A 12,200-nucleotide genomic window follows, 5' to 3' on the forward strand; every position below is an offset into this window, starting at 1 on the left:
ACACTTGTTCTTATATCTAGATTTCCGAGCTCATTATAAGTTTTTAAGGTCATGACTTCGAGCACGAAGATTCTAGGCTTCGCCTAGCCGAAATTCATCCCCTCCCTATAGAGGGAAGGGGACTTCTTTCGGATTGCCGTTAAATTCTTCGATGATTTCCGTTGCTATTGCAAGGCTGCAAAATGTGTACCAACTTGACTATACAGGCGTTTCCTGGATTATTTTTTCCTTCTACATTGCGAGCGCTATCGCTCAACCTGTCATGGGAAAGGCCAGCGATTTATTCGGTCGCAGAAAGATATTTCTTACCGGGCTTGTTGTAGCCTTCGTTGCATCATTATTAGCTCCGCTATCGCCAAGCTTCGGGTGGCTCATCGTATTCCGCATCGTGCAATCCATCGGAACAAGCATGATGGTTGCGGTTGGAATGGCCATTGTGCGAATTTATATTACGGAGAAACAAGCGACTGCGCTGTCTGTTTTGTCCATTTTCCTATCCGGAGCGGCAGCGATTGGACCCTTCATTGGCGGGGTCTTGATTCACTGGTGGGATTGGCCGGCTATCTTTTTCGTCAATATTCCGTTCGTGGCGGCGAGCTTTCTATTAGCTTGGAGGACTATTCCTAAGGACGAATCGCCAGAATCCTTTGCACGCAACATGTCCTTTCGTAAATGGTTTGATTTCATTGATGCGTCAGGGATCCTGCTCTTCACAGTGGCTCTGGTTGCCCTGCTCGTTGGATTGCTGTCAGCAAAATCAGATGGACATGTTTCATTAAGAAATGTCATAGTCGGGCTGATAGGTCTCGTTGCACTTGCGGCTTTCGTACGACATGAGTTAAAAGCGACGTCACCCTTCATTCCTTTGCGCACATTCGCCAAGTATCCTGCAATGACTTGGGTCAATGTCCAATTCATGTTCGTTAACATACTTTTTTACTCGCTTTTTTTCGGGCTTCCGTCCTACTTGCAAATGGTACGTCATGTCAGCGAGTTCCATACGGGAATTCTCATGCTAAGCTTAGGTTTTTGCTCGCTCGCAGCTTCTCCATTGGCAGGACGATGGATCGATAAATCAGGACCTCGACCAGCATTGCTCGTGTCCGGAATGCTGATGACATTGGGGTCAGCGTGGATCGTGACATTGAATCAAACTTCACCGGTTATCAGTGTGTGTTTGGCTTTAGCTGCATTCGGTATTAGCAACGGGTTGAACAATGTCGGTATGCAAGCGGCCTTGTTCAAAAGTTCTCCAAAAGAAATAATCGGAGTAGCATCCGGAATATTTAATACATCAAGATATCTGGGAACCATTCTCTCTTCCTTGTTGATAGGCATCGTAATTGGAGATAAGTTCAACGCTGGGGGATTTCGAGTGCTGGGGATTATCCTCACTGTAATTGCATTGTTGTTGGTATTCATGAATCGGCGGCGCCGGGAGTCAGGGCAATTGCAAGAGTCGTAGGTTCACGAAGTTCAAATATACATTAACAAAAACAATACAGAGATCGTACAGTTACTTAATATTTCGAGTTTAAACTGATAAATTGTACGACCACAATACATGGAGGCGATAACTAGGTGACACACAAATTGAAGTTGCTCACGATCTTATCTCTTAGTCTTTCGATCCTATCTCAAGGCCTGCCTACTTCTGCGAAAGAAGCAGACAGCAAGAACAAACCGGAAACGGCAGGGAAATGGTTAAAGGGCGAATATCACGCACACACCTTTCAATCAGATGATGCGCAGCAATCCCTGAAGAGCGTACTGGATAACGCGTTTAATAAATACGGCATGGACTGGATGGCCGTATCCGATCACCTGAGAACGTCATCACGGGACGATGAAGGAAACACGATCCCTGGCGGTTCGATTCCGTTATCCCAGGGCATTATCGACTACCAGGCGCCCAAAATCAAACAATTGCAAGACGCAGGCAACTATAAGAACAAAATTATCTTCACCGGTTTCGAGTGGGATATGCCAACCTACGAGCATGTCGGCGTGGGCATCTTAACGGACAAGCTAGGTACCGCAGAAGGATTGAAAGTATCGAACCAATTTGAATACTTGTTCACGAATCGAGACGAGAAAATGTTCGATCCGGCGGATGTCGCGGTATGGAATGCGAAAGACAGCAGAGCTTTCTCCACCCGCGAGGATGCACGCACGGCTTTATCCTGGCTGGAAAAAAATTATGCCAAAACCAGTTATGCGATCTTAAACCATCCTTCGAGAAAAAGGGTGTATACTATTGCGGATTTCCGCGACTTTAACAATATTGCTCCTGACGTGGCGTTCGGGTTTGAAGGGATGCCGGGGAACCAAATGGAACCGGACAGAGGCGGCTTGAATCTATCGACGCCGGAGAACAGAACCTATGGCGGTTCGGACTATATGCTCGCTAAGTTGGGCGGAGCTTGGGACGCTCTGCTCGGGGAAGGACGCAGGTTCTGGAACTTCTCCAATTCGGATTCCCATTTCGAGATCAGCGAGAATCGCCTTTATTCCAGCGGTTACTGGCCTGGCGAATACTCCAAAAACTACACTTGGGTTCAAGGCGCTGACATGCAAGCCGTCCTGGACGGCATGAGATCGGGCAAATCGTTCTCCGTTTTCGGCGATTTGATTAACGCGTTAGACTTTAGTGCCGAAAAGGGTAATCGGAAAGCAGAAATGGGAGAAAACCTTCAGGTGAAGAATAAGGATATGTTGAAGCTGACAATTCGGTTCAAGAGCTCTAATAAAAACAATAACGGAGATCCCGTCAAGGTCGATCACGTGGACCTGATTTCCGGAGACGTAACCGGCAAGATTACACCAGGAACGGACGCTTACAGCAAAAGTACCAACGATACCACCAAGGTGGTCAAGCGTTTTACAGCCAAAGACTGGAAGATGGATTCCCAAGGGTTCTATGTGATTAACTATTCGGTGAAGGCCAGCAGGGATCAGTACTTCAGACTAAGAGGCACTAATCTCGGGGTTACCGTCGAAGGAGAAACGCTGAACGGGGAGCCGCTCATGGACACGAAGACAGATATCGCAGACAACGAAACCCGATTTACGGAAATCAACAAGCGCAACTACAAAGACCTGTGGTTCTATTCCAACCCGATCTTTGTATCCGTTAGTGACGAAAAACCAGACAAGGACAATCACTGAGCGTCTGATCTACAAGGGTAAATTTCAGCGTATCAATCGTTGACCGATCTAGAAAAGGGCTGCCAATTGGTGCTAATTGGCAGCCCTTCATTTTTGAACGATCCTTCGTTATTTAGGATACGGATACGGTTTCGCGTGCAATCTGTAATGGCAAGTTTTCGCTTAGACCAAGCGTTCGCGCTGTTGAAGTATGATTTTCGTGGATAAGCTCTGGGTTTTTCAACAGTGACACGCCATAAGAAGGAATCATTTCTTTAATTTTCGGCTCCCACGCTTTCATATGTTGCGGGAAGCATTTTTTTAATACCTCAAGCATGACGGAAACGGCGGTAGAAGCACCCGGAGAAGCGCCGAGCAATGCTGCTATCGAGCCATCAGCGGCACTAATAACTTCCGTACCAAATTGAAGCGTTCCTTTGCCGGCAGCAGTATCTTTAATAATTTGCACACGCTGGCCCGCTACCAGTAAATCCCAATCCTCGCTTTTGGCGTTCGGAACAAATTCCCGTAAAGCTTCCATGCGCTTTTCTTTCGATAACATAACTTGCTTGATCAGGTATGTTGTCAATGAAACGTTTTTTACGCCTGCCGCCATTATCGTTACGAGATTATGCATTTTTATAGATGTTAACAAATCAAACATTGAACCGAATTTTAAAAACTTGGGTGAGAAGCCGGCAAACGGTCCAAAGAATAAAGATTCTTTGTTGTCAATAACTCTAGTATCAAGATGCGGTACCGACATTGGAGGAGCACCGATTGCAGCTTGTCCATATACTTTTGCACGATGCTGCGCTACAATTTCCGGATTCTTACATACCATAAATAATCCGCTTACCGGAAAGCCTCCAATCCCTTTTCCTTCAGGAATACCGGCTTTTTGCAGCAAATGGAGGCTTCCTCCCCCGCCGCCGATAAAGACGAAATTTGCAGTATGGCGTTCGACGGTGCCGTTATCGACATTCCGCACTTTCAATTCCCACGAGCCGTCGCTAGTACGTTTGATAGTATCAACATTTTGTTTGAATTTAATATCAACGTTATTACTCTTTAAATGATCAAACAATGTGCGCGTTAAAGCGCCAAAGTTGACATCGGTTCCGGATTCGATTCTTGTCGCAGCTATGGGTTGATTCAATGCCCGGTTTTTCATCATAAGGGGAATCCATTCTTGCAGTTTTTCCGGATCATCGGAAAATTCCATCCCCGAAAACAGTGGATTGTCAGACAGCGCTTCAAAACGTTTTCTTAAAAAGGATACATCTTGTTCCCCTTGTACAAAACTCATATGAGGCACTGGCATGATAAAGTCCCGCGGATTACGTATCAAATTGCTTTCTACAAGATAAGACCAAAACTGCCTTGAAATCTGAAATTCTTCATTAACTTTTATAGCTTTACTAATATCGATAGATCCGTCCGGTTTCTCTGAGGTGTAGTTAAGCTCGCATAATGAAGAATGCCCCGTTCCCGCATTATTCCATTCGTTAGAGCTTTCCTCTCCTGCGTTTGCACGTCTCTCAAACACTTTAATATTCCAGTCCGGTGCTAATTCTTTTAGCAATGACCCCATAGTAGCACTCATGATTCCGGCACCAATTAAGATAACGTCTGTTTTAGTTTGTCTGTAGCTCATTTTTACCGTCCCTTATACCCTACAATTTGCCGAACCTTGTCACACATCTATTCAATTATAACCCTATCATATGGGACGATCAAGATCGCTAACGGGCAAATGAGCCTCATATAAACCATTAATTACCTATACCCCCTCTTAAATTGCCTACTTCCGTCAGTGACGAAGCCGCTGATTTCCGACCGATCCATTTTTCGTATATGCGAAGGTTTCTTTGGTGGTTTTTCAAAGTCACATCTTTTTAGACTACGACTCACGATTATTATAGAAAAAGGTAATAAACGTATAATCGCAAAAACGCCGATCACTGGAATTGATAAGCTGGTCTTCGTCGTGAACCATCAATTTAACAACGCCCCCAACACGACGAAAATCGCAAGCGGTGCAGGCCGCAGGCAACAATGCCGCTATTAAATCCCCGAATACGCAGCAGCAACAAAGCGTCGGAGCAGGAGGAACAGCCAAGAGGACTAACTCCGCAAATGAAAGCACAGGAACCAAACAGCAGCACGCTGTCGGCGGCGGAACTGCATTGAATAAATGGATTAGCAAGCGCAGGAAGAAATCGAGGTAGTTATCCGATACAGATCTCAGAAATCGAATATAGTACGGCTTGGCCGCTTATTGCTACTCGTTCACCAAGAAATTTGCAGAATAAAATACCGCCACGTTTGGAAACCTGTCTTGCTACCATTTCCTGTTTATTCAAACGCTTTGCCCAAAAAGGGATAAAATTGCAATGAGCAGAACCGCATACAGGGTCCTCATTGACATTTAGTTTAGGAAAGAAGCTTCGAGATACGAAATCGTACTGATCACTTTTAGCAGTAATTAATACGCCTAGCCCATCTTGTAGAGCAGCCAACTTGGTGAAATTCGGGTCAAGGTTAACTACATCAGACTCTGATTCCAGTACGAACATTAAGTCTCGACCAAGATAAGTCTCAGAAGGTTTAACCCCAAGGGCTTCAACCATCTGATCCGTTAATGAGTGTGCTTCCGGCATTCTACTGGGGAAATCCATTTCGTACAGATCACCGTTTTTCACAACAAGCAACTCTCCGCTTAGAGTTTGAAATTGAATATGCTTGATATCCGTTTCATAAAAATTAGCTATTACGTAAGCTGTTGCTAAAGTTGCATGACCACATAAGTCAATTTCGCGTGCTGGAGTAAACCATCTTAATCGGTAATAATCGTCTTCCTTGACTGCGAAAGCTGTTTCGGAGAGATTATTCTCGATGGCAATTTTCTGCATAATATCGTCAGTAAGCCATGCATCCATAATACAAACACCTGCTGGATTTCCTTCAAAAACTTTGCTTGCAAACGCATCAACTACATAATATTTCATTTCATCTATCTTCCTTCCCCATTACGCTGCGATGTCCGATGAAGTGTTAGCTAATTTTACCCTCTTTGCAAGGAAGAGCGCTAACGCTGCAGCGAAAGAAGCGATATATACCGAAATCGCGCCGGCATTCGATGCGGCCTGGCCGGCATATTGAGTCGCTTGACCGGCTACGATAAACCAAGTAACCAGGAGCGTATTTGCTAGGGTTGTTGTCATAAGAACACGTTCATCATTGTATGTATCTCACCAGTTCTACTAATTCGTTGCTCTTGAGTGAATTCGGAGTGTCATTCCGAGGCATTCGGACTTGTTATTCTTGTATAGCCGTTACAATACCATCATCGATATATATATACCCATAATAATTATATACCCATTGCTCACTTGTACCATATTTAGTAGTGGTTTTGTTGATATCATCAGGGCTTCCCCACTTAGAGTCTCTTACCTCCTGAGCAGTCATTCCAATTGCCGGTTCTTCTTTAGTCGCATTCTCAGCCGCTATCCCTTCATTTGCTATTATTTTTCGCATTTCAGAATAGTATTTATCTTTCATCTTTGTTATATCGTCTACTAATATTCCATTGTAATTATTGTCTATTTTTAATAAATATGATGCCACATCTGAAGGCTTGTTTTCTGACTCGTAAAACTTTGCTATAGCGTAATAATGAATCACCGCTATACTAACATCTGAGCCATCTCTTTGGGCCGAAGCAGCTGTTTCATTTACGACCTGCTCATATTTTCCTTGCTTTGCTAATTGAACTAGATTATCTAGTGCTTTTTTTTGGGAGTCCTTTATTTGGTCAGAAAGTACACCGCTATACTCTTTCGGAATCTTGAACAAATAATCAATAAAGATTTTCTTATCCTTTTTCTGCTGAAGCAATGCGTAAGCATAATTTTGCAAAGTTATATATGATGAGTCTTCATTGAAAAATTTGGAATTCATTATTCGGGTATTTGCCTCGGTATAGTTTTGAGCAAGAATGATATTAGAAATTTGCTGTAATTCCAGTTCTATTGCTTGTCCATTATCAATTTTTTCAGTTTCCTGCGGAGCTACTGTAACTGTTGGTTGCGTAGTTACTTGAGAAGTTGTTTTCGAACAACCATTCATAACAATAATACTTGCTAAAACTATTCCGATAATTTTCATCTTCAATATAATATCCCCTTTGAGAAAGACACAATTTATGTTTGTATAAATTAGGCAGATTGCAAAACAAATTGCATCTAAAGTAAGCTGTCCCCAAAATCATATCATTTTCGACATAATTTAGAAATAGACGGGTAGCAGTCATCTAAGATTTCAGCTATGTGTCTTGTGTGGATAGCTGGTATCTTGTGCCCCCACCGATTTTGCCGTTGGAAATAATAAGCTTGTTCAACGGTGATCGGGCATGGGATTTAAGCGGCGGACGACCACTTCCTGACAACATTTCTGAGGATTTTCGGAACGAGACCCGAACGCTCGATCATCGTTTTATATCGCATCTCGCCGTACACGTGCTCGATCCTAGTGCACACGCCTATGGGTTACGCGACTCGAGTCGATGCGCTTCCAATAAAAAAAGCCCGCGGTTTACGCGAACTTCATTCGTGCTATGCTTTTGACTCACGACATTCACTCACTATTGGTTTCTTTCATTACAAATACCGCGCGACGATCCTCACCAGCTTTGCGGGCAGTTCGTTCAAATCCGTAATATCCAGAAATCTTTCGCTGCCGTAGATACGGTCGATGACGTCTTTGTCATGACCGATGGCGGCGGCAAGAAACGAAATGCCTTTGCGCTGGTATTCGGCGATCGTCCGTTGCATGTCATCCTGCGCGTATCTGCTAGTATAATCCGGCATTGCTTTAGGCTGACCATCGCTTAAGCTAATTAACAGCTTCGTTGTCTGAGGAGCGTTCGTTAACCGGTCCGCGAGAATTCTTAACGCCAAGCCATCGCGATTGTTGCTTCTCGCGCGAATGCCCATGAGCCGATAACGGTCTCTGTCATCGGGCTTATCGTGGTCGGCATACGCATAGATCGACATTTGCTCCAGTTTGGATATGTCCGCGGTATCTCCGTAGATGGATATCGGAATTTTGCAAATCCTACAAAATTCATAAACGGCGATCACGGCGCGTTTGGCCGCTTCCAATCTTCCGAAAGCCGACATCGATGCCGATTCGTCTATTCGGAGTCCGACAGCTAAAGACGGCAACTCGTTCGGCGGACGTTTTTTGGCAAAATACCTGAAGTCGCGATAGGCTACGCTATCCGCTTGGAATTTATGGCCATAATACTGATTCCTGGCGAATTCGGAACTCGACTCGTGTTCGAGCAATGGAAGTGTTTTCCTGGCGATTTCCCTCACTACGGGCATGAGTCCTCTGCTTAATTTAACGTATTCCTCTTGATCTTCCTGCTTGTATTCCGGGCGATGAACGATGAGTTTCACGTTACGATGAACGGAATCGGAAGCGACTTCCCGGGCTGCCAAATTTAATTGTTTGCGAAAATCGCGTTCTAGCCGCTTCTCCTCTTCCGACATCTCTTCTAGACGAAGCTGATGATAGATTGGGGCTCCATTGTCCCCCGAGTCCTCGCTGCTTCTCGTAGCATCGGTGTCCTCCGATCCGTCGGACGAGCTCTCGTCGCTGTCAGCGGATTTCTTGAATGCGAGCGCGTATTCGCTCGGATTTACGTCGTTAACATGTTCGGATTTATCTATTTCTCCCCACGATTTAATCTCGTAAGCGTCGGAGTTTAGTTTTTTTTTACGTAATCGAGCTCATCCAGTCGTGCGGGCAGATCTTGATCGTTTAGAGCATCCTCTAAAATTTTAATCTCCTCTTCGTCGGTCGTGATCTTATAGATAACCTTATGATATAGCGATTCTCTGACGGAGGAGCCTTCGGCAACGGCATCCGCCCAATAAAAGTAGGAGCGCATCCCCGCCACGCCCTTGATCGCGTTCGCCCGTGCCGCTTTATCCAACGTGATGATCGTTTCCGCCAAAATATCCAAAGCCTTCTCGTCCGTGTATCCTGTCTTGGCCTTCGCGCGTTCGATCATAATTTCTTTGGATGGTAAATCCATTTTCTCCGTGTGCTGAACGCGATCGCGCAGCGCTTCGTTAAGCGGTCTCGTTCCCGCGTAACTGCGGTTGGTCGTAATGACGGCGATAAAATCCTCATGCCTTCGCACAACCTCTGTAGGCAGATTAAGACTGCCATCCAGCTCCAAAGCGGAATTTAATGCCATTAATACTGCCGCGTCCCGAATGACTGTTGGCTCCTGAATTTCCAACAGATAACCTTTCCTGTATGCCCTGACGATCTCCGAAGGGTAGAATCGGTACTCGACTCCGTCTCCTCCGGCATTCTCCGATGCAAGCTTCAGAATGTGCTTCATCTTTAATGCGGCCTGTTCTTCCGTTAATCCTAAAGCCTCCATTAAGATGTCCGTCGTGCTTCGAAAGCCGTCGCTCTCGTACAGGGCTTTCAAAGCCGTTTGCTCTGCGGATTCGATCTTCTTCAATCGTTCGGCAGGAATGACTGGCAAGATCGCGCCGATAATGTCGGTTTTGTCCATATCGGCAAAACAAGTCACTTTCGTATAGGGCAATCCGAAATCGGCGGACAAAGCTTTCGCGAGTTGCGTTTTGCCGGAACCGGCGTCGCCTTCCAGCAAAATATTGGCGATTTTCATTTCCCCGCGATGCCAATTGCGCTTCACTTCCTTGCATATCCGCCGTTCTTCATCGCTGGCTTTATGTGAGGCTGGCTTCCGCCATAGCAGCTTCTTTTCTTCCTCGGTCAACTGTCTGCCGGGCGATAATACATAGTCTTCTTGTTGATCTTTCATCTTAATTCTCCTGTTCCCTATCCTTTAGTACCCCAAATCCTTTAAAATTTTCGACAACGTACGCAGTCTTTCCCCTATCATCTCGCCGTCGTCGCTTAGTGCTTGGCTGAACAATCGAATATCTTCGTTGATTCGTTCGTTGTCCGTGCAGACCGCGACGGTCATCGCGTCCCCTTGTAGTCCGACCCGGTCAATGATAGGCTGTTCCGGATTATACAAGTGCTCATACCGGTAGGCTTCTTGAAAATGTTCCAGGGTCCGGCAGATCAAGATGGACAAATCCAGCACGCGATGAAGCGGCAGCTCCTCGGATTGACGGGACCACTTCTCCCCTGTATACCTCCATACTTTAGCTGAAATATCGAGCTTCCCTCTATCGTTCCATTGGGCTAACCCTAGAGAAAGTCCTTTAGCGTCCGTATTGCCGGCCAACCTGCCGTCGATGTGCTCATAGTTTTCCGATACGACGACGGGTTTATGTTTTAATGTTGTCGGTATTTTCATTGTATTCCCTCGATTCCTATTTTCAATTTACTAACTTAGTAATTCAGTAAATTACTAAATTACTCAATTAGTAAACCCATAATAACTCCATTACAGATCGTCGTCAAGCTTACATATCTTATCGCGTAGAGCCTCCTATTCCTATATTTTCCGTATTCCTCAATATAACAAAATAACGTAGAACTTCGGCTTCGCAATGTAAAAAAGCCGCCTCTCAGCGGCCTAGTGACTAAAGTAAGAGTTTACTTTCGTTCGATCCCTAATAAATAGTTGTACTTGCTCGCATGTTTGAGTTCGTCCAGGATGATGCCAAATACAGTATCTTTATATATGCCAGCGGGAAGTCCAAACCATATTCTTCGGTATTTCTCCACAGCTGCCAGTTCTCCCATCAAAGCGGTCTGTAAACCCTGAACATAAGATTTAGGTTTAATGAACTGCTCATTACTAATTCCTGTTACCGGGTAACCGGTAAGTTCCTGATAAATATCCTGGAACATGCGGTTATGTTCTCGTTCATCATCACGAATCGTTTCAATAATTGCTGTTTGTTCAGATGTCGGTGAAAGACGAATCAATTCATCGTAAAAAAGTTCATCGTTTCTCTCGCCCTGAACGGACTCTTTGATTAATTCAAGCGCTTTATTCGTTTCTGTCGCCCAAACGGGTTGTAGTCTCAAATGATACCGATATCCCCAATACATGCAATAAACCTCCAATTTCATAAGTTAACTTTTGCATTTTATGTGAGAATATTGGGTTGGGTACCTGAAAAAACCCGCATAATATATGCGGGTTGGAATCATTCGTGATTTTAGGTCAGAATATTTCATTGATAGAATATGACTTCTCGTTTCTTCAGTACCGGTTTTATAAATAAAATTATATATTTCCTTTAAGTAGTAATCATAACCATCATTCTCACTGTCATGATGATAGGGGATTGCTGGAATTTGTGCTCGATAATAAGTTTTTACATCGAAATCATCCATTAATTCAAATAACTCATTAAGTTTTTGAAGCTCATCAGCGGATGCTTCAATTTCCAGCTCGTAAGAAGCATCGCCTTGCTGCTCCATGATTGTTTTGGATTGGACTGAAATGTAGTATCTTCTTTTTTCCATTAGCAATTCTCCCCCTTTGTCATTAAGTGAAGTATAACCAGATCATTGCGCCTAAAATAAACAGTATGGGAAAAATCAAATAAACAATTAGCATGGGATTAGCGATAACCGGGTGATTTACTGTTGATTGACTCATTCCTTTATCTAATTCCTTGTTCTGCTGTTTTCGGATAACAATGAAGAGATGATCGCCGAAAACACACAAACAATAGCTCCTAGATAGAATAAAATTTTCATCATTTGTGATCTACCCCTTCAAAGCGGTTTTTAATATTGTTTCAAATATACTCAGATATAATGGAGGAAAGGCCGCTTAATTCGCGGCCTTTCACATAAATATTAGGCTGATTTTTATCTTACCTCTTGACAATTGTCAATTTTTAACAAGGCGTTAGCAGGACAATATCGGGTAGCCCCAGTTAAGATTGGAGCCAATCCAATGAGCCCCCACCATCTTCTGTAGGCAAGACCCAAAAAAATGATACCTGTTCCAATGGAAATTCTTATTATTTGTTCTGTTTTCCCGACGTTACAATTCATAATAAACA

At 44.2% G+C, this 12,200-nt stretch carries 12 protein-coding genes and 1 pseudogene; 3 read left to right on the forward strand and 10 right to left on the reverse strand.

Annotation, left to right across the window (positions count from 1 at the left end; all coding sequences use genetic code 11):
• Positions 1 to 133 precede the first annotated feature (133 nt).
• Positions 134 to 1,465: an MFS transporter gene (locus K7P76_RS25815; protein WP_255678795.1), complete on the forward strand. Its 1,332-nt coding sequence runs from the start codon at positions 134 to 136 to the stop codon at positions 1,463 to 1,465.
• A gap of 116 nt (positions 1,466 to 1,581) precedes the next feature.
• Positions 1,582 to 3,168 (forward strand): CehA/McbA family metallohydrolase domain-containing protein, encoded by a 1,587-nt coding sequence (locus K7P76_RS25820; RefSeq protein ID WP_232188919.1) that lies wholly within the window; start codon positions 1,582 to 1,584, stop codon positions 3,166 to 3,168.
• A 112-nt stretch (positions 3,169 to 3,280) separates the two neighbouring features.
• Here the strand turns inward: K7P76_RS25820 and K7P76_RS25825 are convergent, their stop codons facing one another.
• Positions 3,281 to 4,804 carry a malate:quinone oxidoreductase gene (locus K7P76_RS25825; protein WP_232188921.1) on the reverse strand — a complete coding sequence of 508 codons (1,524 nt, stop codon included), beginning with the start codon at positions 4,802 to 4,804 and terminating at the stop codon, positions 3,281 to 3,283.
• 258 nt (positions 4,805 to 5,062) lie between these two features.
• On the opposite strand from K7P76_RS25825, the pseudogene K7P76_RS25830 reads away from it, so the two are divergent.
• Positions 5,063 to 5,378: pseudogene (locus K7P76_RS25830) on the forward strand (hypothetical protein).
• Here the strand turns inward: K7P76_RS25830 and K7P76_RS25835 are convergent.
• The 9 genes from K7P76_RS25835 to K7P76_RS25875 form a co-directional block, all read right to left on the reverse strand.
• Positions 5,379 to 6,158 carry a PhzF family phenazine biosynthesis protein gene (locus tag K7P76_RS25835; protein ID WP_232188929.1) on the reverse strand — a complete coding sequence of 260 codons (780 nt, stop codon included), beginning with the start codon at positions 6,156 to 6,158 and terminating at the stop codon, positions 5,379 to 5,381.
• A gap of 21 nt (positions 6,159 to 6,179) precedes the next feature.
• Positions 6,180 to 6,374, reverse strand: coding sequence for a hypothetical protein (locus K7P76_RS25840; RefSeq protein ID WP_232188930.1), 195 nt, complete (start codon positions 6,372 to 6,374; stop codon positions 6,180 to 6,182).
• A gap of 94 nt (positions 6,375 to 6,468) precedes the next feature.
• Positions 6,469 to 7,326, reverse strand: a complete 858-nt coding sequence (locus tag K7P76_RS25845; RefSeq protein ID WP_232188932.1) for a hypothetical protein — start codon at positions 7,324 to 7,326, stop codon at positions 6,469 to 6,471.
• 485 nt (positions 7,327 to 7,811) lie between these two features.
• Complete coding sequence (locus K7P76_RS25850) at positions 7,812 to 8,708, reverse strand: vWA domain-containing protein (protein ID WP_232188934.1); 897 nt, start codon at positions 8,706 to 8,708, stop codon at positions 7,812 to 7,814.
• Between the two features lie 215 nt (positions 8,709 to 8,923).
• Positions 8,924 to 10,024 (reverse strand): AAA family ATPase, encoded by a 1,101-nt coding sequence (locus tag K7P76_RS25855; RefSeq protein ID WP_232188935.1) that lies wholly within the window; start codon positions 10,022 to 10,024, stop codon positions 8,924 to 8,926.
• Positions 10,025 to 10,048: 24 nt separating this feature from the next.
• Complete coding sequence (locus K7P76_RS25860; RefSeq protein ID WP_232188937.1) at positions 10,049 to 10,528, reverse strand: DUF6530 family protein; 480 nt, start codon at positions 10,526 to 10,528, stop codon at positions 10,049 to 10,051.
• Between the two features lie 242 nt (positions 10,529 to 10,770).
• A complete protein-coding gene (locus K7P76_RS25865; RefSeq protein ID WP_232188939.1) occupies positions 10,771 to 11,232 on the reverse strand; it encodes a ferritin-like domain-containing protein in 462 nt (153 codons plus the stop codon).
• A 24-nt stretch (positions 11,233 to 11,256) separates the two neighbouring features.
• A complete protein-coding gene (locus tag K7P76_RS25870; RefSeq protein WP_232188941.1) occupies positions 11,257 to 11,652 on the reverse strand; it encodes a hypothetical protein in 396 nt (131 codons plus the stop codon).
• A 351-nt stretch (positions 11,653 to 12,003) separates the two neighbouring features.
• The gene (locus K7P76_RS25875) at positions 12,004 to 12,192 is read right to left on the reverse strand and encodes a YgaP family membrane protein (protein ID WP_232188944.1); all 189 of its coding nucleotides are present in this window, start codon (positions 12,190 to 12,192) and stop codon (positions 12,004 to 12,006) included.
• Positions 12,193 to 12,200 lie beyond the last annotated feature (8 nt).

The sequence above is a fragment of the Cohnella silvisoli genome, assembly GCF_021190915.1.
GTDB classification, from domain to species: domain Bacteria; phylum Bacillota; class Bacilli; order Paenibacillales; family Paenibacillaceae; genus Cohnella; species Cohnella silvisoli.